The organism is Gilliamella sp. B3172 (assembly GCF_026536465.1).
GTDB lineage: Bacteria > Pseudomonadota > Gammaproteobacteria > Enterobacterales > Orbaceae > Gilliamella.
Genome location: NZ_JAFNOA010000003.1, coordinates 107,381 through 128,609, shown reverse-complemented (window position 1 = coordinate 128,609; position 21,229 = coordinate 107,381). Strand labels below are relative to the sequence as shown.

Annotated in this window: 22 protein-coding genes; 12 read left to right on the top strand and 10 right to left on the bottom strand. The window is 36.0% G+C overall.

The window, feature by feature from the left end:
* Position 1: 1 nt before the first annotated feature.
* Entirely contained in the window at positions 2–502 is a 501-nt protein-coding gene (gene folA, locus J3U37_RS05250; protein WP_220218945.1) for a type 3 dihydrofolate reductase, read from the bottom strand.
* Between the two features lie 10 nt (positions 503–512).
* Positions 513–1,580: an MJ1255/VC2487 family glycosyltransferase gene (locus J3U37_RS05245; protein ID WP_267328654.1), complete on the bottom strand. Its 1,068-nt coding sequence runs from the start codon at positions 1,578–1,580 to the stop codon at positions 513–515.
* 256 nt (positions 1,581–1,836) lie between these two features.
* Here J3U37_RS05245 and J3U37_RS05240 point away from each other — a divergent pair, with 256 nt between their 5' ends.
* From J3U37_RS05240 to mutT, 6 genes are all read left to right on the top strand, one after another.
* On the top strand, positions 1,837–2,211 hold the full coding sequence (locus tag J3U37_RS05240) for a hypothetical protein (protein ID WP_267373659.1): 375 nt from the start codon (positions 1,837–1,839) through the stop codon (positions 2,209–2,211).
* Between the two features lie 140 nt (positions 2,212–2,351).
* On the top strand, positions 2,352–3,911 hold the full coding sequence (locus J3U37_RS05235) for a multicopper oxidase family protein (RefSeq protein ID WP_267373657.1): 1,560 nt from the start codon (positions 2,352–2,354) through the stop codon (positions 3,909–3,911).
* A gap of 93 nt (positions 3,912–4,004) precedes the next feature.
* Positions 4,005–4,235: a hypothetical protein gene (locus J3U37_RS05230; RefSeq protein ID WP_267373655.1), complete on the top strand. Its 231-nt coding sequence runs from the start codon at positions 4,005–4,007 to the stop codon at positions 4,233–4,235.
* Positions 4,236–4,411: 176 nt separating this feature from the next.
* Entirely contained in the window at positions 4,412–4,756 is a 345-nt protein-coding gene (locus J3U37_RS05225) for a hypothetical protein (protein ID WP_267328657.1), read from the top strand.
* An 84-nt stretch (positions 4,757–4,840) separates the two neighbouring features.
* The gene (gene secA, locus J3U37_RS05220) at positions 4,841–7,570 is read left to right on the top strand and encodes a preprotein translocase subunit SecA (RefSeq protein ID WP_324170092.1); all 2,730 of its coding nucleotides are present in this window, start codon (positions 4,841–4,843) and stop codon (positions 7,568–7,570) included.
* Positions 7,571–7,689: 119 nt separating this feature from the next.
* Positions 7,690–8,094: an 8-oxo-dGTP diphosphatase MutT gene (gene mutT / locus J3U37_RS05210; RefSeq protein ID WP_220218940.1), complete on the top strand. Its 405-nt coding sequence runs from the start codon at positions 7,690–7,692 to the stop codon at positions 8,092–8,094.
* Positions 8,095–8,356: 262 nt separating this feature from the next.
* Here the strand turns inward: mutT and J3U37_RS05205 are convergent, their stop codons facing one another.
* Genes J3U37_RS05205 through J3U37_RS05185 form a run of 5 tightly spaced genes read right to left on the bottom strand, consistent with a single transcriptional unit; the run spans position 8,357 to position 10,283 of the window.
* A complete protein-coding gene (locus J3U37_RS05205; RefSeq protein WP_267335554.1) occupies positions 8,357–8,740 on the bottom strand; it encodes an EamA family transporter in 384 nt (127 codons plus the stop codon).
* Positions 8,740–9,096, bottom strand: coding sequence for an EamA family transporter (locus tag J3U37_RS05200; RefSeq protein WP_267328659.1), 357 nt, complete (start codon positions 9,094–9,096; stop codon positions 8,740–8,742). Before J3U37_RS05200 ends, J3U37_RS05205 begins: the two co-directional genes overlap by 1 nt.
* Positions 9,084–9,518, bottom strand: a complete 435-nt coding sequence (gene zur, locus J3U37_RS05195; protein ID WP_220218937.1) for a zinc uptake transcriptional repressor Zur — start codon at positions 9,516–9,518, stop codon at positions 9,084–9,086. The genes J3U37_RS05200 and zur overlap by 13 nt, the downstream gene beginning before the upstream one ends.
* Before the next feature lie 23 nt (positions 9,519–9,541).
* Positions 9,542–9,820: an RnfH family protein gene (locus J3U37_RS05190; protein ID WP_366518654.1), complete on the bottom strand. Its 279-nt coding sequence runs from the start codon at positions 9,818–9,820 to the stop codon at positions 9,542–9,544.
* Complete coding sequence (locus J3U37_RS05185) at positions 9,816–10,283, bottom strand: type II toxin-antitoxin system RatA family toxin (protein ID WP_220218935.1); 468 nt, start codon at positions 10,281–10,283, stop codon at positions 9,816–9,818. Before J3U37_RS05185 ends, J3U37_RS05190 begins: the two co-directional genes overlap by 5 nt.
* Positions 10,284–10,316: 33 nt before the next feature.
* Between J3U37_RS05185 and smpB the strand changes: the two genes are divergently transcribed.
* A complete protein-coding gene (smpB, locus tag J3U37_RS05180; RefSeq protein ID WP_220218934.1) occupies positions 10,317–10,799 on the top strand; it encodes an SsrA-binding protein SmpB in 483 nt (160 codons plus the stop codon).
* Positions 10,800–10,826: 27 nt separating this feature from the next.
* Here the strand turns inward: smpB and J3U37_RS05175 are convergent, their stop codons facing one another.
* Genes J3U37_RS05175 through J3U37_RS05165 form a run of 3 tightly spaced genes read right to left on the bottom strand, consistent with a single transcriptional unit; the run spans position 10,827 to position 14,265 of the window.
* Entirely contained in the window at positions 10,827–11,831 is a 1,005-nt protein-coding gene (locus J3U37_RS05175; RefSeq protein ID WP_267328661.1) for a LacI family DNA-binding transcriptional regulator, read from the bottom strand.
* Between the two features lie 14 nt (positions 11,832–11,845).
* Positions 11,846–12,964, bottom strand: a complete 1,119-nt coding sequence (locus J3U37_RS05170; RefSeq protein ID WP_220218932.1) for a glycoside hydrolase family 172 protein — start codon at positions 12,962–12,964, stop codon at positions 11,846–11,848.
* 56 nt (positions 12,965–13,020) lie between these two features.
* Entirely contained in the window at positions 13,021–14,265 is a 1,245-nt protein-coding gene (locus tag J3U37_RS05165) for an oligosaccharide MFS transporter (protein WP_220218931.1), read from the bottom strand.
* A 357-nt stretch (positions 14,266–14,622) separates the two neighbouring features.
* On the opposite strand from J3U37_RS05165, the gene J3U37_RS05160 reads away from it, so the two are divergent.
* From J3U37_RS05160 to J3U37_RS05140, 5 genes are all read left to right on the top strand, one after another.
* The gene (locus tag J3U37_RS05160; protein WP_267373653.1) at positions 14,623–15,900 is read left to right on the top strand and encodes an MFS transporter; all 1,278 of its coding nucleotides are present in this window, start codon (positions 14,623–14,625) and stop codon (positions 15,898–15,900) included.
* Positions 15,901–15,993: 93 nt separating this feature from the next.
* Positions 15,994–16,911 (top strand): GntR family transcriptional regulator, encoded by a 918-nt coding sequence (locus J3U37_RS05155; RefSeq protein ID WP_267373652.1) that lies wholly within the window; start codon positions 15,994–15,996, stop codon positions 16,909–16,911.
* Positions 16,912–17,023: 112 nt separating this feature from the next.
* Positions 17,024–18,463: a tagaturonate reductase gene (locus J3U37_RS05150; protein WP_267373651.1), complete on the top strand. Its 1,440-nt coding sequence runs from the start codon at positions 17,024–17,026 to the stop codon at positions 18,461–18,463.
* 27 nt (positions 18,464–18,490) lie between these two features.
* Complete coding sequence (locus J3U37_RS05145; protein WP_416379989.1) at positions 18,491–19,507, top strand: zinc-binding alcohol dehydrogenase family protein; 1,017 nt, start codon at positions 18,491–18,493, stop codon at positions 19,505–19,507.
* Between the two features lie 69 nt (positions 19,508–19,576).
* Positions 19,577–21,094, top strand: a complete 1,518-nt coding sequence (locus tag J3U37_RS05140) for a UxaA family hydrolase (RefSeq protein WP_267373647.1) — start codon at positions 19,577–19,579, stop codon at positions 21,092–21,094.
* Positions 21,095–21,229 lie beyond the last annotated feature (135 nt).

Genomic DNA, 21,229 nt, shown 5'->3' with positions numbered 1-21,229 from the left:
TTTAACTTCTGGCTAAAATTTCAAACTGATAATCATAAGGATTTTTATCATCGGCATGATGATTTTCACAATAAACTTGCTGCCAGTTTTCTGGCTGATAATCCGGAAAATAGGTATCGCCCTTTAAATCCGCTTGAATATGGGTTAAGTACAGACGATCAACAAAAGGTAGCGACTGATTATATATATTGCCACCACCAATAATAAATGCCTCTTCGACCTGCTGCGTTTTAGCCAATGCGATAGCTTCATCAATTGATCCAACCCAACTGATATTTTCCTCATTAGCTTGGCTTTTCTCTGCCTGTCGACTAATAATGATATTATGGCGATGAGGCAAGGGTCGACCGATTGATTCAAACGTTTTACGTCCCATAATCACAGGTTTATTTAGCGTATTTTTTTTAAACCATGCTAAATCAGCAGGTAAATGCCATGGCATTTGATTATTTAAACCAATCACACGATTATCCGCCATGGCAACAATAATACTTAAAATCATACTATTTCCTTTATACACAATACCCTAAAGATTTAATACGTTTTTGCACATTTTCCGAAAACACCGTTGCACGCCATAATCGTTGACTTAACGATAGTAAAGACTCTTTTTGCCCTGAAACAATCCAATTTGCTAATTCCGTTGCAACATCCGGATAGATCGTTGGTTGAGGCGATGCAAGATTTAACCAATGTTTAAGTTTAGCATGATTTAAATTTTCCATTACCGTTGCCATATCTAAAGTTTGCAAGCACTGCGCATTATAAATTTGTTCAAATTGACCAGAAACCGGCTTAGTTAGAATTTTTTTACCCAACGCTAACGCTTCTGAAATTAGAGCAAAACCCGTATTAGAAATAATACCCGAACAGCTTAATAACGCATGCGTAAAATTATCCCGACTGAGGGTATGCATGGTGATATTCCCTTGATTTGATGATTGTTTAACATCCGGGTGAAAACAGATAAATTGATACTCTTTATACGGCGTTAAAAACTGGGTAATTTCATCTAACCCTTCAAACGGTAAATAAACAACGATTGTTCCGTTCTCAGTTGGTGCAACATCAAATGAATCAATCATTGGTGGAATCAGTTTATGCCCAAAATGAAACCAATGCAGACCTATAGGTTGAGTCACGGGCGCATAATATTTCATAATCACATTGGCAATCATGCCATACTCTTTCGGTTTAAGGTATTGGCAAACGGCCTGATTACTGATCCCTAGACACTCCCGATGTTGATTGTGAGCAGCCCAAGCACTAACCGGCTCAAAATCACTAATAATACAGTCATAATTTGAAAGATCCAGCTCACGGACATCTTTAATCAGCCGAAAAGCTCGAATTCGTTGGATTGTTTTACGAAAATTAATCTTACCATTAAGCGTTGCAAAAGAGAGACCACAAAAGGTTTTATAGTTACCAAATGCTTCCATATCAAAATAATCTTTAGCATCGCGACCACTAAAAATATAATCAACATCAGCACCAACCTTTTTCAATGCTTTAGCTAATGTTCTACAACGACTAATATGGCCATTTCCTGTGCCTTGAACACCAAAAAGAATTTTCATACCGTTATATTTCACATTTTTTTGTTATACAAATATAATAACAGAACAGTTAGTATTTATCTTACATATTTTATCTAAATATCGTTGATATTTAGCTTATTTTTTACTCAGCAAAAGACAACCAGCGCTATTGTTGTCACTATGCGAGAAAATGAATTCAATCATTTAACCTTAAAGTTCCTAAAAAAAGTACAAATTTCGCGCTTTTTTCGGTAAAATAAGCGCATATTTTGTTAGATGAATAGTGAGATTTACTATGTCATTAAGAATCAACAATAACGCTTATAATATTATTGCCCTATTGGCAATAGTATTATTTTTGTTGAGTGTTTCTGTATGGCATTTATCTAAAAATAATTTTCAATCCCCTGCTCGTTGTCATTTGGCGCATCAAACGGCTGTAAAAATAAATCAAATCGAAAGCCACTTAACTACCAGTAAATCTAATCCTAAATCAGCATTCCCAAACACCTGTCAATTAGCCAATCACTGCTTAACATGTGGTTCGCTAATAACTGACTACGTTATCTCCTTTGATTATGCCACTGAAAGCGAACAGTACCGACCAATAAAATTTATACCGGTGTATAAAGCATTTATTCCTGAGTTAAAACCACCAAAAATTGCTTAAAACGTTTTTATCTACACATAAATAAGAAGTAAGTAATTCACGATCAATAACGCAATAAAAGGCACTGCTTGTCAGGCTTTTTATCATGGTGTTTTGAAGAGAAGGTTATTGTTTAACTAAATGTATTTTAAAGGAATATTATGAAACGTCGAAATTTTATCATCAGTTTTACCGCAGCCCTAGGCGGATTAATTGCCACTAAAGCTATCGCCAAAATGAATCACTCATCGATGTCCGAAAACGTTTGTGATGTTAAATCTGATAACTGTAATACGGAGGGGGATATGCACGACCATATGAACATGAATATGAATATGAATATGAACATGAATAACAACATGCCACAAAAACTGTTATCGACTACAGCGCTACCACACGGTAAAAATTTACCCGAGTTAACTAATTTAAAAAATACCAGTACCCAAGCTGGCGTATTTGAAGCAACGCTACATTTAAAACCGGTCAAAATAGCCTTAACACCGGAAATTACCACCGAATTTTGGGCATATAATGGCATGATTCCGGGTCCGAAAATCGAAGTATTTGAAGGCGATCATGTTAAAATAACCGTTAAAAATGATCTCTCACAACCGACAACCGTTCACTGGCATGGTTTGCTTATTCCTTCAGATCAAGACGGAAATCCACAAGATGCTATTCCGGCAGGTGGCAGCCGGGTTTATGAATTTACCATACCGGAAGGCACAGCCGGGACATATTGGTATCATCCACATGGACATAATACGGTGGCAGAACAAGTCTTTCGTGGTTTAGCCGGTACCTTTATTGTGCGCAGTAAAAATGATCCGCTCGCTTCGCTACCGGAGCAACATTGGTTCTTTTCCGACTTAAAATTAACTGAAAACGGCGAAATCGCCGAAAACTCCATGACTGACTGGATGAATGGTCGGGAAGGACAATTTGTGTTAATCAATGGCGCTTACCAACCCAATATAAAAGTAGAAGGGGCTACCCGAGTCAGAATCTGGAATGCGTGTTCTGGCCGATATTTAAACCTATCAATACCGGATTGTGATGTCTTTTTAGTTGCTACCGACGGCGGTTTCATTGCCGAGCCGCATCAACTCAACAAGCCGCTATTACTTACTCCGGCAGAACGGGCTGAAGTAGTTATCGTTCCGAAAAAAACCGCCAGCCTTTATTTGCAAAACATTGGCTACGATCGTGGCAAAATGGGGAATGTACCGCCGGAACAAAACATCATTCTTTCACAGCTCCAGTTAACTCAAACGGCCAGTACCGTTCTACCGACTCATCTAAAGCATGTACCAACTTTAGGTGAAGCCGTCGCCAAAAAATCACTTGAATATACCGAAGTAATGGATAAAAGTGAGCCTCGAGGTGGTATGCTGTTTTTAATTAATGGCAAACGGCATGATATGTCACGAATCGACTTAGAAAGTAAACTTCACGATGTTGAAGAGTGGACAATTGTTAACAACTCACATATGGATCACAATTTCCATATACATGGAGCGCAATTTATTGTGCAATCTCGTGAATTAAATGGCACTAAAACTACACCCGAGTTTGTTGCCTTGAAAGATACCACTAACTTACGCCCGCACGAAACGCTTGTTATTAAAATTCAACAAAATATGCCGGGATTACGCATGTATCATTGTCATATCGTTGAACATGAAACATTAGGCATGATGGGGCAATTAATGGTGAAATAACCATCTTTCATCTTTTCTATTCAATGCCACAACGTGAATAAAAAGATGAAAATAAAAACCAATATTCAATACAGACCGCAATGGGGGATGACAATGATAAATATGGCCATCTCCCATTTTCTTAATGAGAATGATTATGTCGCCTTCATCCTAAAGCTTAACTACCTTAAAAAAAGACTACTTTGCTCATTGCTCATTGCACCTTCTGCATCAGACGAGGCAAATACGGCTAATCAACTTGCGAAATTAGTATTAAAGCATGGTAGTGAGCTGGCGTTGATATTTGCATCAGCCTATTTAACACCTACAAAAACCCGAATATAATTAGGCAAGTGTATAATATCTTATTGAATAAACGAAATTTTACTAACTTAACCTTCAACTGGCTAACGACTCAATCATAGACATTAATCGATTTCTCTTCTGCCATTAAAAGGACTCAATGACAATGCTGTAATAATTGTTTTAATTTTGGTAAAAAATGCTAGAATGTTGCCACTATGACTGTGATTAGCTATTGTAAACAACTCCACAAACGCTTAATTATCAAAACTGCATTATCGCACTTATTATTAGGTGTGATTGCTGCTGGATTTGGTTTGTACCAGCAACCGGGTTTACCTGCGCAGTCATCAATCTCACATGTTGATATTATTGCGATTGCCGCAATTGTGCAAGATCATCAAGCACCAAGTAAATCAGCATCTCAAACACTCCCCCTATCGGCAAAACGACATGCTTATGTGCAAATCAATTCGCCTATTTATGATGATTTGTCACTGAGTAAAGTGGTCCGCTTATCGCCCGATAATGCGATAAGAGCAGGTCCTATAACTACCGTTTAGCGAGTTTGAAACTCAAACAAATACTATTTTCGCAAAAAGGCGTATGCCTTATTACACCTATTAAAAAAGAATAAGAGAAAGTTTATGTTATTAAAATTATTAACAAAAGTGTTCGGTAGTCGTAATGAGCGTATCTTAAAAATGATGCGCAAACGTGTCGAAAGAATCAATGCATTAGAACCTGCAATGGAAGCGTTAACTGATGATGAGCTGAAAGCAAAAACCAATGAATTTAAACAAAAGATCGCTGACGGCACAAAATTAGATGATATTTTAGAAGAAGCCTTTGCTGTTGTTCGTGAAGCCAGTAAACGGGTATTTGGTATGCGCCATTTTGATGTCCAGCTTATTGGGGGCATGGTACTTAATGAGCGCTGTATTGCCGAAATGCGCACCGGTGAAGGTAAAACATTAACAGCAACCTTACCCGCTTACTTAAATGCCTTAACCGGCAAAGGCGTACATGTTGTTACAGTCAATGATTACTTAGCGCAACGTGATGCGGAAAACAACCGCCCATTATTTGAATTTTTAGGCTTAAGTGTTGGTATCAACCTGCCTAATCTTCCGCCACACCTAAAGCGTGAAGCCTATGATGCCGATATTACTTATGGTACCAATAACGAATATGGCTTTGACTACCTACGTGACAATATGGTGTTTAGCAAAAATGCTCGAGTTCAACGCCCATTACATTATGCGTTAGTGGATGAAGTTGACTCAATCTTAATTGATGAAGCCCGAACACCTCTCATTATCTCCGGACAGGCGGAAGATAGCTCTGATCGTTATGTCAGTGTTGATAAAATCATTCCAAGCTTAATCAGACAAGAAAAAGAAGATTCAGATCAATTCCAAGGCGACGGTGACTTTTCAATCGATGAAAAATCTCGTCAAGTCAACTTAACTGAACGTGGTTTAATTAAAGTTGAAGAGCTGCTGATCAAACAAGGTATTATGAAAAGTGATGAATCACTTTACTCACCGAGTAATATCGTGCTAATGCATCATGTCAACGCCGCCCTACGAGCACATCATTTATTTCATCGTGATGTTGATTATATTGTTAGAGATAACGAAATTATCATTGTCGATGAACATACCGGCCGAACAATGGACGGTCGCCGTTGGTCTGACGGTTTACATCAAGCGGTTGAAGCTAAAGAGCATGTAAAAATTAATAATGAAAACCAAACATTAGCCTCAATCACTTTCCAAAATTACTTCCGCCTCTATCAAAAATTAGCAGGTATGACCGGTACTGCTGATACAGAAGCGTTCGAATTTAACCAAATTTATGGTTTAGATACGATTGTTATACCAACCAATCGCCCAATGGTACGTAAAGATTATCCTGACCTGGTCTTTATGAGCGAAAAAGAAAAAATCGATGCGATTGTTGCCGATGTAAAAGCCTGTATCGAACGTGGTCAACCCGTGTTAGTGGGTACAGCTTCAATTGAAAAATCTGAGTTAGTGTCTAACGCATTTAAAAAAGCAGGTATCAAACATAATGTGTTAAATGCTAAATTCCATGCTCAAGAAGCTGAGATTATTGCCAATGCCGGTAGTAAAGGTGCTGTGACTATCGCAACCAATATGGCGGGTCGTGGTACGGATATTATGTTAGGGGGTAACTGGCAAAGTGATCTCGCTCATATTGAAAACCCAACACCGGAAGATATCGAAAAAGCCAAACAAGCATGGCAAGCAAAACATGAAGAAGTTATTGCTTTAGGCGGGCTTTATATTTTAGGTACAGAGCGCCATGAATCTCGTCGTATTGATAACCAGTTACGAGGCCGTGCTGGACGTCAAGGTGATCCGGGTGCTTCACGTTTTTATCTATCGCTTGAAGATCCATTAATGAGAATCTTTGCTTCTGAACGTGTGGGTAATATGATGCGTAAACTGGGGATGAAAGAAGGCGAAGCTATCGAACATCCGTGGGTCACTAAAGCAATCGCTAACGCTCAGAAAAAGGTTGAAAGTCGTAACTTTGATATTCGTAAGCAATTACTTGAATATGATGATGTTGCAAATGATCAACGTAAGGCTATCTATCGCCAACGAAACGAACTGTTAGACAATTCTGATATTAAAGAGACGATTGATTCAATTCGTGGTGATGTGTTTAATGCGGTTATTGATCAGTATATTCCACCACAATCGATTGAAGAGATGTGGGATGTACCTGGACTTGAAAATGCCTTAAAAACCGATTTCGATCTTGAACTACCTATCAGTAAGTGGCTCGATGAAGAGCAAAATCTTCATGAGGAAACATTGCGTGAACGCATTATGCAAATTGCCACTGACCGATATATCGAAAAAGAGAATATCGCCGGTTCTGAAGCGCTCAGAGACTTTGAAAAGAGTGTTATGTTACAAACGCTTGATACTTTGTGGAAAGAGCACTTAGCGGCAATGGATTATCTGCGTCAAGGCATCCATTTACGTGGTTATGCACAAAAAGACCCGAAACAAGAGTATAAACGTGAATCATTTAACATGTTTGCTAACATGTTAGAATCGTTAAAATATGATGTCATTGGTTATATAAGCCGGGTGCAAATTCGTTCTCAACAAGAAGTGGATGAAGCAGAGCGTCAACGTCAAGCAGAAATGGAAAGACTTATGGCAAAACAGCATGCCAACCATGAGTCTATCGGTGGTTTTAACGGTGAAAATCAAGAGCAATCACCAAGCTCATCACAACCAATTGTACGAACAGAAGCGAAAGTTGGTCGTAACGATCCTTGTCCGTGTGGCTCAGGTAAAAAATACAAACATTGTCACGGCGCTGTACAATAATTGACAAAAATTTAGTATCATCAAGCAATAATGATGTTAAAATAGTCAATTAAGTTGACAACAGAATCGAAAGGGAAAGGTTAACTTTCCCCTTTGGTTTTATTCAGACCAATAGGATTATGAAAAAACATACTGAAATTGCTATAGGTATTATTCGTTCACAAAATTGTCAAATCTTTATCACGCAACGTGGTGAAGACTCTCATCTTGCTGGTTTTTGGGAATTTCCGGGTGGAAAAATTGAAGCTGGCGAAACGCCCTATCAAACATTACAACGTGAAATAGCAGAAGAAGTCGATATCCAGATACACAATGCTCAATTTTTAAAAGTCGTCAAACACAGTTATGATGATCGTGATATCACCATTCATGCTTATCTTGTTGAAGAGTGGGACGGCGTACCCTTTGCCAAAGAGGGACAACCGAGCCGCTGGGTTGATCAAGAAGAGTTAATCGCCGATGAATTTCCTGACGCTAACCGCACCATTATTGAGATGCTAAAAAACGGGGATAAACAGATATAATTCATTCTAAACTCTGAATGCTATTATTTTTAACCCTTTTCACGGCAATTGGCTTTTATAGCTTGCTTCTCAAGCTAGAGGTGAGCTGTTCTATTTTTTAAGACAATCTTATTTTCATTTACAATATAGTTCATTCTAAACTCTGAATGCTATTATATTTTTAACCCTTTTCACGGTAATTGTCGTTTGTAGCCTGCTTTTCAAGCTAGAGGTGAGCTGTTTTATTTTTTAAGATAATCTTATTTATATCTAACGTAAATAATTAAGATGATCGATGTAATCTTTGTTCCGCTAACGCCAGAAAAACAATACCGATAATAATAAATAATGCACCGACTAAGCGTATACAGGTGATTTGTTCATCAAATACCACAACCGATACCAGCATCACGGTCACCACTTGCAGATGCGAAGCGGCAAAAGCAGGACCAACCGGCGCTTTTTTTAACAACACCATCCACGTCATAAATGCGCCTGTGTAACCAAGCATTACCACATATGCCCAGCCGTTGGTAAATATTCGCACTAACCAATCAAAACTTATTTCAAATGGCAGTGCAGCAATTGCCGTTAATTTAAAACTGGTTTGACCAAAAGTATCAAAGAAAAGCAATAAAATAAAACCGATGATATAAAATTTCTTCATTAATTAAGTCCAACTAATACCACTCCGGTTGTGATAAAAAATATACCAATAAGTCGAAAGGCGGTTAAGTGCTCTTTGAATAGTATACGCCCGGCCAGCATTACCGTAATCATATTAAAGGAACCTAATAATATACCTTGAGATAAAGGAACTTCACTCAAGAAAGCCAGCCAAAAAATAAAACCGATAAAATAGCAACCAAACCCTAGCCATAGCCAATAGTTACAAAACAGTCGATGCCAATAACCAATCCCTTGCTTATGTTTAGAGGTCATTGCTGCATATTTAAAAGCAATTTGACCTACAGTATCACAGGCGAGATTAATCAACCAAAGGGCAATAATTAATGTTGACACGATTGACAGATTCCATGAATTTCAAGCACACTGTGTTTAATTAAAAAGTGGCTTTGTTGGGCTAATTGTTTAAGTTGCTTCTCGATATCCTCGGAGTGTTTTTCAATAATTTGTTGGCATTTATCACAAATAAATAAAATTGAAATATGCTCAGGATCATGAAAATGGGGGCAAATAATATAGCTATTTGATGATTCAACTTTATGAATAAATCCGTGTTCTAATAAAAACTCAAGCGCACGATAGATAGTGGGGGGTTTTGCTTGCGGTTCACTGACTTTTAAAAGATCCAACAAATCATATGCACTCATTGCTTTATTTGCGCTTAACATGATGTCTAAAACTGTTCGACGTTGCGTTGTCAGCTTAATACCACGTTTTTTGCACAAAGTTTCAATCTTTTCAATTAGCAGATTATGCATTGGGTTCCCTTCACTTCAAATCATTATTTTTTTAGTGCTGCTCTTGCTCGTCTTATCTCTTTAGGATCATTAATGAGTGTGCGATAGATTTCAATACGGTCACCGTCGTTAAGCTGATCAGTCAGCTGACAACGTTTTCCATAAATACCGACTAAATTCTCATCTAATTTTATCCCACAGATAGATAAGATATTGGATTTTGTTATCGCTTGCAAGACATTAGTTTGTTTATCAACCGTACATTTAATGATTGTCGGATTATTTGGTAAAGCATAAACAACTTCAATCGTTATCATTTTAATATATCTGCCTTGCTCTTTGTGAAAACGCATTGACCATATTGGTCATCACCTCTTTAAAAACCGGGGTAAAGGTCAAATCTAACAACTTATTTTTAAATTCAAAATCCAAGCGAAAACTGATTTTACACCTATTTTGCTCAATAGGGGTAAATAGCCATTGTCCCGTCAAGTGCTTAAATGGCCCTTCTAACAGTGTAATATCTATCGAATTAGGTTCATTGAGCTGATTTAAAGTCGTAAACGATTTTTTAAAACCAAACTTTTCAACTTCAATAAATGCAGCAATAATATTATCTTGTTTTTTAATAATACCCGATGCGATACAATCAGGAACAAATTCGGGGTATTTAGCAATATCATTAACCAAAGCGAACATCTGCTCGACAGAGTAAGGCTCGACCACCTCGTAAAAAACTTGCGCCATAATAATAAAATTCAAATTTAAAATTAAAATTAGTGACATATAGTATCACGTAACTTTATAATAACGCACACTATGACAAAGAAAAAATCACATAAGCCGGGTTCGGCAACAATTGCATTAAACAAACGCGCACGCCATGAGTACTTTATTGAAGAGGAAATTGAGGCGGGGCTATCCCTGCAAGGCTGGGAAGTGAAATCACTACGTGCTGGCAAAGCTAACATTAGTGACAGTTACGTCCTACTTAAAGACGGCGAAGCGTGGTTATTTGGTGCAACCATTACACCTCTTAATGTGGCATCTACCCATGTAGTTTGTGAGCCAATGCGCACTCGAAAACTGCTGTTAAATCAACGGGAGTTAAACGCTTTATTTGGGAAAATCAATCGTCAAGGCTACACTGTTGTTGCCCTGTCTTTATATTGGAAAAATGCTTGGGCTAAAGTAAAAATTGGCGTGGCTAAAGGTAAGAAAGAGTACGACAAACGCACCGACATCAAAGAGCGTCAATGGCAAGTTGATAAAGCACGTATTATGAAAAATGCCAATCGCTAATCGCATGATTACCGTATTAGTTAATGTTTAATTCTTACGATAACGTATTATTTTCGGTTTAATAAACATAGCGTTATCTTTTAACTCGTTAAAATTTAATAACCGATTAACGACATTAACACAAGTGTTAACCATCGATTCAAAATCTTGCGCAATCGCATCAATCGGATAATACGAATAATCAAGATAGAGGTTATAGTCGTAAGAACATAAACAGATCTGCTTAGGATCAGCTTTTACCGCAACCAAATAATTGAGCACCTCTTGCAGTAAATTACCCGACGGCGTAAATATCGCTTTTGGCAAACGCCCTAATTTTTGATGAACACATTTGAGCAGTTCATAACCTTTATTAGGGCAATAATCATCACTTACAATCCAATCAGGCTTAACCGATAATCCGGCACGTTCAAGCCCTAGCTTAAACCCGGCAAGCCTAGCTTGAATTGAGGTAAGTTGAATGTCACAACCGATAAAATAAAATTCATCTAACCGTTTGGCATAAGGCTCAATCAAATGTGCAACTGACTGTAAAGCTTCACTGGTGATAAACGGTATTTTAGTGTTATAAAGATATCTGTCAAAAAACAGAACAGGCGTATTTTGGTTGATATCAACATAAAACTCATCACTATCTAAAGAGGTCACCACAATCATCGCATCAACTCTGCGCTCAACTAAATTTTGAGCTACTTTGATTTCAACTTCTTTATTATAGTGGCTACAGGTAATAAGTAACTGGATATTTTTTTGCCGAAATGCCGCTTCCAGATGATGCAAAAACATGGAGAAGAAGGAATTGGACATATCCGGCACAATTACCCCAACGGTATTGGTACTATTAGCTTTAATTAAATATTGACGGATATGAGATTGATTACTGTACTGCTCAGCAATCGATAACACCCGTTGTCGGGTTTGCGGAGAGATTCGATATTTTTTATCCCGTTTATTAAAAATATGACTGACGGTCGTTGCCGACACGCCAGCCAAACGAGCAATATCATTGATCTTTAATTTATTACTCGCCATACATCACCTTCAAATTAGCGTGGAGTACGCTGTTGCTTATTCAAAAATGGGGGATTGTGATTTTCTGACGGATTTTGATACCAATAAGCAACACTAGCAATATCATCACATCGTTCATACAATCTTATATCATCATTACCTATTTGTTGAAAAGCTAACTTAATGTTTTTATGAAATGCAATCGGATCGGGCAGATGCCAGCGATATAAACCATGTGAAGGTAAGCCATCATCACCAAAACCATGCACCGGATTTGAATCACCGGTTTGGAAAAAGTCACGAGTTGCATCCCGATTAGTTTGATATGGATAGCCCATAAACAGTGTTTGGAAACACTTCGCTTTAGGTCTACCTTGACTATCACGATTATGAAAAGCCCAAGCACCACCAAAATAGTCCTCTGAGCCTGTAGAGTGTTGAGTCGGATAATCGCTATCATCATCCAGATAGAATTTAAACTCACCTTCACCCCACCAATAACGCTCAAGTGCAGTTAAAGCCAGGTAAGTGCCGACATAATAACCATGTCCTTGAACGTTATCGAGTATTACGTAATCTTGCGCATAATTGGTAATGCGTTGACGGCGCCACTGGGCATGAAAATACAACGGTTGTTCAAACGGTTTAGGCATTAAAGCGTAATTGACGGTAAAAAAGAAATGTTGCAGATCAGCTTCATGCTCATTTTGAATTTCAATTCTGGCTTTCTTATTAAATGGCATTCTAAAGTAGCTGTTAAATCCACCGGTTGGATTTACCACGATTGGCAAGGAGTTAATATCACATCTAGCGCCAAAACCATTACAGAAAAAATCGCCTATCGGGCTTTCAACCGACGGCACTTTTTCATCATCCCAATAAATTCGAATCACCACATCACGTAACACAAAACTACCCCGATGTGTTCTATCCGTTAAGGTAAACCACATGTGGCGGATTTCACCCGGACCGTTAATCTCGGCAATTGTCACGGTTTGACCGGCCGGAATTGAAATGAACCCTTGCCCTTTACGGCTAGGGCCTAAAGCGCTGGCTTTCATGCAGGATTTACCTTTTTCACCCGTCATGTTTTCCGGTGAAATTGTTCGGGTTTGTTCAAAGTTAAATTGGGTTACTGAATTAAATATGTTCATTTTGCATCCTTAATATGTTTTATCAAATACTATTGATTAAATTACAAATTTTTTGCTTAATTACTTTCGTTTTCAATTTTGTCTGATTTTCTATCACGACTTAAAAAGGCCATAGCAAACAGCATGAAGCCTAAAACCACTAAACCTAAATAATTAAATGTTGTCGCTGCGCCCTCTGTGTCATAAAAATTACCCACAAAGGTAGAAAATAGTATTACGCCTACTGATCCGGCTACTTGATAACCAATTAAGAACACGGTAGCTGACAAGCGAGCATTAAAATTATTATCAATATATTTAAACACTGAGACTAAAATGGTTGAGATCTCTAAACAGTGCATAAGTTTTATGATTGAAATAATGGCAATACTTTCCACATGACCCGTTAAAAATATTCGCGTTGCCGAAATAAATGCCGCAAAGATTAAGGCATTTTTAGCTCCCACTTTGTTCACAACAAATGGCACACAAAACATTACCGCTGCTTCTAAAAAGACTTGAAATGAATTTAACATACCGTATAAACGATAACCGTCATTGACATCGGTAAATTGCTGAGTAAAAAAGACCGGGAATAATTGTTGGTCATAAATGTTGTACAAGCTGTAAGTGCCCAGTACATAAATAACAAATATCCAAAACTTTTTGAGTCCAAATACTGAAACTATTTCATTAAAACTTAATTTATCTTTCTTCTGGAATACGGCTGCCGATGATTTGCTTAAATCTGGTTTGAAATTCAGATTAAGTATCATAAAACAGATACCCACTGCTGAAGCTGCCCAAAAGTTAAGATGAGGATTAATACTAATTAATATACCGGCGATAAAGGTACCCACCGCATAGGCAATACACCCCCAAGTGCGGCATTGTCCAAATTCAAAATTAAAAGCACGGCTGATTTTTTCACAGTAAGAGTCGATTAAGCCCATACCGGCAACCCAACCAAAACCTAAGAAGAAACTACCAAAGATAACACCAACATAAAAATTGTGTCTTAATAGCGGTTCATAAACATAGATCAATGCAGGTGCGGCACAAGTTATGATGATACTTTGAAACCAAATTAGGTGTTTTTTTAAGACTAATTTATCTTGATAGACACCATAAATAATCATGATAATCAATGAGATAAAATAGTTAAAAGAATAGATAATACCCGTCTGTTTTGCCGTTAAACCAATCTCTTTACTAAGCCATATTGCATAAAAGGAAAAAACAAAACTACCTGCTGCGTAATACATAATGCTATAAAACGAAGCAAACCAATAAGTCGGTTTTTTATAAAATGCACTTGTCATAATTTATCCTTAAAAGAGTGAACCATTACAAACGAGTATGAAGAGCTAAAAATTTAGCTTTAAAAGATTTATTGGATAAATGTGATCAACATCAAAGTTATTTTGAAAGGTAATGATGATGTGCAATAAGAAATGACATCAAAGATTAAAAACAAATAAAAAACAGAAAAATATTATCCCTACCACAATCAAACAAACAATTCCTTATCTGAGTGAATTTTTTTACTACTATCAATATGCCATTTGAATGAAATAGAAGTTACTAATTCACTTGGTACCTTAATTAACATTTTCAATATTAAATTAAGATAACTAAATGAATATATTATTAAATAATTTATAAAAAGAGGTTTTTTTATGCCTAAAAAAAATAGTCGTATTCGATTCCATATAGCTATACTCATGTTATTTGCTATTGTAATTAACTATTTAGATAGAACTGTAATGTCTGCTGCTGCTCCAATTATTGCTACTGATTTAAATATTTCTCCTGAAGCAATGGGCTGGATAATGTCAGCGTTTTTCTTAAGTTATGCTCTTTGTCAAATTCCTGCTGGCTTTATTGCCGATCGTTTTGGTCAAAGGAAAACACTCGCAGGTTCAGTGACTTGGTGGTCGTTAGCAACTGGTGCAACAGCACTAGCAACTACCCCCATTGGTTTTATTTTTGCTCGGGTATTTATGGGAATTGGCGAAGCTGCTGCATATCCTTGTAACGGAGGCATTACCGCGAAATGGTTTCCCGATAGAGAACGAGGTCGTGTAACAGCATTATTTGATAGTGGCTCTCGATTTGGCACAGCATTTGCCATGCCACTGGTTGTTTGGATTATAGCTTCATTAGGATGGCATGCAGCATTTTTTATTTGTGGCGCACTAGGTCTTGTTTGGGTTATTTGGTGGTTATGTGTTTATCAAGATCCTGAACAACATCCTAGTATTAGTCCTACAGAATTGAAATATATTCGTGACGGCCAAATAAAAAAAGAAGGAATCGATAAAGTACAACCAATGAAATGGTATCAATTACTAAAATACCGTAATGTGATAGCGATGTGTATAGGCTTTTTCATGCTTAACTATGCTGTTTATTTTTTCATTACTTGGTTTCCAACTTATTTAATGAAAGAACGCGGTTTAAGTTTAACCGAAATGGGATTTTTAGCTATGCTACCACCTTTATGCGGCATAATTGGTCAATGGATTGGTGGATGGTTAACTGATTTTATCTACATTAAAACCAATAATATTAATCTAGCTAGAAAAATAAATTTAGTTGGTGGAATGTTAATTGCGACTTCCATTTCGCTTGCCGGGTTAGTTGATTCAATTACCGTAATGATGATGCTACTTTGTATTTCATATATTGGGCTTGCCTTTTCTGGTTCAGCCATTTGGTGTCTTCCTGGCGATATTGCTCCGCGAAATATGACATCTGTCTTAGGTGGTATCCAAAATACTGTCTCAAATTGTGGTGGTATTTTAGGTCCAATCGTAACGGGATATATTATTGGAGCAACAGGTTCATTTATGTATGCCCTAGTCGTTTCTGGTTGTGCTTGCGCTATTGGTGCACTTGTATATTTACTTGTATTAAAAGATATCAAACCTATTACAGCCAATCCATCTATTTAATAACTATAAATTTCGTTAGAAAATTCTATCAAAAACTTTGATAGAATTTTCAGGAAGTTAGTTTGTTATAATTAAATTACTGAGAAACGTAATATGAGTAGAAGTCAAACATTAAGACAAAATACTATTAATCAATTTATTGATTGCATCAACAATAATATATTATCTTTTCCTTTACCTTCTATTTCAATTCTAGCTGAAGCTTTCAATGTTAGTCGAACAACCATTCGCGCAGTATTAAACTATTTATGTCAAATAGGCATTTTACTGTTTGATAATAACCAATACCATTTAGCTCGTGAACCAACACAAAAGGATAAAATTGCCTGTATTTTCGAAAAAAGATCTATACAAGATAAAAAAGTTGAAACTTATTTTTACCATTTAATTAATAGTAAAAAATTATTACCGGGTGATCATTTTAATGAAATTCAACTCGCAAAAGAAATTAACGTTAGTCCCATTGTGGTTCGTGAGTTTCTGCTACGTTTTTTACATTATGGACTTATTGATAATGTTAAAAAAGGGGAATGGGAGTTAGCCACATTCGATAAAAACTATGCCGAAAAACTATATGAATTTAGAAGTGTTTTAGAAATTTTTGCACTTAAAGCATTTTTGGCCCAATCTGACAATCATATTAATTGGATAAAAGCACGAGAGTTACTACAACGGCACAAAAATCTTCAACAAAATATACAAGATGAATATAAACTTTTTTCAACACTAGACCGTGATTTCCATGAACTCATTTTATCGTGTAAAGAAAATCGTTTCTTTTTGCAATCATTTGATTTAATTTCCGTTATATTTCATTTTCATTACCAGTGGGACAGTAGTGATCTTAAAGAAAGAAATAGTATTGCTGTATCAGAACATATTGCAATTTTAACTGCAATTCTACAAAAAAACGAACCACTCGCCATTGCAGCGTTGTGTCGTCATTTAAATACAGCTAAAAGATCAATGCAAGAGTCAATTGGACGCGCATTAGCTATAAAAAACAGATAAAAAACAAAAAACTTATATATTCAACACGAAATAACTAAAAAAATACATACTACATTTTATCTTCTTCTATAGTTCTCTTTACTTACTAACAATAATTAAAGAGAACCATCATATGTCAAAACAATTAAATAGATCCAACTTCCCCGGTCCAATTTATCCTGAAAAAATACTTCAATTTGGTGAAGGAAATTTTTTAAGAGCATTTGTAGATTGGATTATTGATAATCTAAATGAAAAAACAAATTTTAATAGTGGTGTTACAATTGTTAGACCAATTGATACACATCAACCATCTCTCAACGAACAAGATGGGCTTTATACGACTATTATTCGAGGGCTGAATGAACAAGGTTGCACAATTGCTACACCGAGAATTATTTATTCAGTTAATCGAGAAATATTAATATATCAAGACTATCAATCCTATTTAGCTTGTGCAGAAAATCCTGAGTTGGAATTTATTTTTTCAAATACTACTGAAGCAGGTATTGCATTTAGTGATAAAGATAAAGCTACAGATCTACCCCCAGCAACTTTTCCTGCAAAATTAACCTGTTTTTTACACCATCGTTTTAAATTTTTTAAAGGCCAAAAAGATAAAGGCTTGATTATCATTCCATGTGAACTTATTGATTATAATGGAGAAAAACTGAAAGAATTGGTTCTGGAATATGCTAAATTATGGCAATTAGATCATGATTTTACAATATGGATCAATGAGTGTAATACCTTTTGCTCAACTTTAGTTGACCGCATTGTTACAGGCTATCCAAAAGATGAAGCAATACAACTTGAACAACAACTTGGTTATCAAGACCGTTTTTTAGATACAGCTGAGTATTTTTATCTGTTTGTTATTCAAGGTCCACAATGGTTAAAACAGAAATTAAAATTAGATCAAGTCGACCTAAATATTTTAGTTGTTGATGATATTAAACCTTATAAAGAAAGAAAAGTAGGTATTTTAAATGGTGCTCATACTGCGATGGTGCCTGTTGCTTACCTTGCTGGGTTGAAAACTGTTGGCGAAAGCATGGATGATCCGCAGATTGAAACATTTGTTAAAAATTTAATTAATCAAGAGGTGATTCCTACTTTATCTTTAGATAAAGAACAATTAGTACAATTTGCCGATGAGGTTTTAAAACGCTTTAGAAATCCATTCATTAAACACGAGTTAATGTCAATTTCATTAAATTCATTAACAAAATTTAAAACTCGACTACTGCCACAATTACTAACATATAGTCAACGATTTAACAAACCACCAAAGTATATTTCGTTTTCCTTAGCTGCTCTTATTGCTTTTTATCGTGGCCAATACCAAGGTCAAGCTATTTCATTAACTGATGATGCTCATTTACTAGAGAAGTTTAAAGAGTGGCAACCACTTTATCAAAACGACGTTAAAACACTCGTCTCTAACGTATTAAAAATGACTGACCATTGGGGACAAGATCTCAATAATGTTACCGGATTAACGGATTTAGTGACAAAAAATCTGGAAAACATTTTAGCTCAAGATATTAAAAATTATATTCCAAACAATTAAACAGCAGGAGTCAAACATATGACTAAAATGAAATATATTGTTATTCCAGAACCAGGAAAAGTTGAAGTCAAAGAAATGGAAAAACCAACCTTACAAAAGGGTGAAGCAATATTAAAAGTATTATATGGTGGTATTTGCGGTTCTGACATGGGAACGTATAAAGGAACTTTTCTCTATGCAAGCTATCCGAGAATCCCAGGTCATGAATTTTCTGCCGAAGTGGTTGAAATAGATGAGAATGATTATGGTATCAAAAAAGGAATGATTGTTACCGCCAATCCTTATTTTAACTGTGGTAAATGTTATTCTTGTCGACGCGGTTTTGTTAACTGCTGTACTGGCAATCAAACTCTTGGCGCACAACGTGATGGTATTTTCAGAGAATATTATAGTATGCCAATTGAACGTATTTATGATGGTAAAGGATTAGATGCATTAACCCTATCAATGATTGAACCATTTTGTATTAGCTATCATTCAATTCAACGAACGTCAGTAAAAAAAGGCGATAAAGTATTAGTTGTTGGTGCTGGACCTATTGGTTTATTTGCTGTCATGGCTGCAGTATTAAAAGAGGCTGACGTATATGTAAGTGACGTCATGCAATCAAGATTAGATAAAGCATTATCATTAGGTGCAAAAGGTATTATCAGAACAGATAAAGAGAATTTTGAAGAAAGAGTAAAAGAGATTACCCAAGGTGATGGTTTTGATGTTTGTATCGAATGCGTTGGATTACCACAAACTTTCCAAAATTGTATTGATGCAGCAGCTTACCGTGGTCGTGTAGGTCTAGTTGGAGTAAGTAAACAAAAATTAAATTTTGCTTTTACACTAATTCAAACTAAAGAGTTAGATATTTTTGGTTCACGTAATGCACTAAAAAAAGACTTTATCGAATTGATTGATTTAGTTAGTTCCGGAAAATGTGATGTCAAAAAAATCATTACTGACATATACGAATTGAATAATGCCGAAAATGCTTTTAAAGAAATGCGAGATGATCCAAGTAATCGACTTAAATCAGTAATAAAGATAGGTTAACTAAATAATTATCTCTCAATTATTCCGCTACTAACAAGTAGCGGAAAGTGTATTTTTAGGAAAGAGTTCATGAAAAAAATAATTAAAATCAATGGTAACGATAATGTTATTATTGCATTAGAAACATTATACCCAGGCGATAAAATAAATAGTGAGCTATTAAAAGATAATCAACAAATTACTGTTTTACAAGAAATTCCTTCAGGTCATAAAATAGCGATTAAACCGATTTTACAAGGTGAAAACATCATTAAATATGGTTTTCCCATTGGTCATGCATCGCAAACTATTCAAGTTGGTGAACACGTTCATACTCATAATGTTAAAACCAATCTTGGTGAACTTGATGAGTATGAATATGAACCTGTTGCTAGTCATATTTCATCATCACTACCGGATAGAGATGTGAATCTTTATCGCCGAAAAAATGGTGATGTTGGTATTCGTAATGAACTTTGGATTATCCCAACCGTTAGTTGCGTTAATGGTATCGCGGAACAAATTCGTAAACGATTTTTATCAGAAATAGCGAAAGACATTGAGTTAGATCACGCTTTTTTTGATGGTATCCATCTACTTTCACATCCCTATGGTTGTTCGCAATTAGGAGCAGATCATCAAACAACTAAAACTATATTACAAGATATGGTCAAACATCCTAATGCTGGTGGAGTATTAGTCATTGGTTTAGGATGTGAAAATAATCAACTCTCTGCATTCAAAGAAAGCCTTGGTGAATATGATCATGACAGAGTCCGTTTTATGATTTCACAAGAAGTGGAAGATGAAATTCAACAAGGTGTGAAGTATTTACTCGAAATATATCAAGTAATGAAATTAGATCGTCGCCAAACTGGTAAGCTTAGTGAACTTAAATTTGGACTTGAGTGTGGGGGATCCGATGGATTATCTGGCATCACAGCAAACCCATTATTAGGCAAGTTTTCTGATTATGTAATTGCCAATGGCGGAACTAGCGTTTTAACCGAAGTTCCCGAAATGTTTGGAGCAGAAACAATCCTAATGTCTCATTGTATTAATTCACAAATTTTTGAAAAAACAGTAAATATGGTAAACAATTTTAAAAGATATTTTATGACATATAATCAACCTATTTACGAAAACCCTTCTCCAGGTAATAAAGCAGGAGGAATTACAACACTTGAAGACAAATCATTGGGCTGCACCCAAAAAGCAGGTAATAGTAATGTTATTGATGTATTAGAATATGGTGAAAGACTCCAAAAATCAGGTTTAAATTTATTATCAGCTCCGGGGAATGACGCAGTTGCTACAGGTGCATTAGCTGCTGCTGGTTGTCAAATGGTATTATTTTCAACCGGAAGAGGCACCCCATATGGTGGTGTTGTACCAACTGTAAAAATTTCAACTAACTCAACACTTGCCCAAAAAAAGAAACACTGGATCGATTTTGATGCGGGGCAATTAGTTAATGGAACGCCGATGGAGAAACTTCTAGAGCAATTTATTCATTTAATTGTGCAGCTTGCAAACGGTAAACAAACCTGTAATGAAATAAATGAATTTCGTGACCTATCAATCTTTAAAAATGGAGTAACTGAATAATTTTTTTAAAGTCCAAATCTGAAAAAATAAAAAATCAACCCAATAAAATATAACAATATTTTGATAAAAATAATTTTTTCTTATCAAAGTAATGTATAAAATAAGGTCATATTGAATTAATATTAATCCATAAAA